The sequence below is a fragment of the Pedobacter nototheniae genome (assembly GCF_032678625.1).
Lineage (GTDB): Bacteria > Bacteroidota > Bacteroidia > Sphingobacteriales > Sphingobacteriaceae > Pedobacter > Pedobacter nototheniae_A.
Window position 1 is genome coordinate 1 of the sequence record NZ_JAVTSO010000027.1, and the last position, 547, is coordinate 547.

The following is a 547-nucleotide window of genomic DNA, read 5'->3' on the forward strand; positions in this document are numbered from 1 at the left end:
AAAACCTATGGTTCAGCCGATCCGGCTTTAACCTATACGGTTGCTGCAGGCTCATTGGTTGGCGCAGATGCCTTCACGGGCGCTTTAAGCCGTGTGGCGGGTGAAAATGTGGGTGCTTATGCGATTAACCAGAATACTTTAAGTGCAGGCGCAAACTATGCGATTACTTATGCAAGCGCAAACCTGAGCATCGGTACCAAAGCAATTACGGTAACAGCCGATGCGAAGAGCAAAACCTATGGTTCAGCCGATCCGGCTTTAACCTATACGGTTGCTGCAGGTTCATTGGTTGGCGCAGATGCTTTCACGGGCGCTTTAAACCGTGTGGCAGGGGAAAATGTGGGTACTTACGCGATTAACCAGAATACTTTAAGTGCAGGCGCAAACTATGCGATCACTTATGCAAGCGCAAACCTGAGCATCGGTACCAAAGCGATTACGGTAACGGCCGATGCGAAGAGCAAAACCTATGGTTCAGCCGATCCGGCTTTAACCTATACGGTTGCTGCAGGTTCATTGGTTGGCGCAGATGCTTTCACGGGCGCTT

1 protein-coding gene is annotated in these 547 nt (G+C 50.5%); it reads left to right on the forward strand.

Annotated features, from left to right (window positions below):
* A partial coding sequence (locus R2Q77_RS21010; protein ID WP_316805669.1) for an MBG domain-containing protein occupies positions 1 to 547 on the forward strand: 547 nt, incomplete at both ends.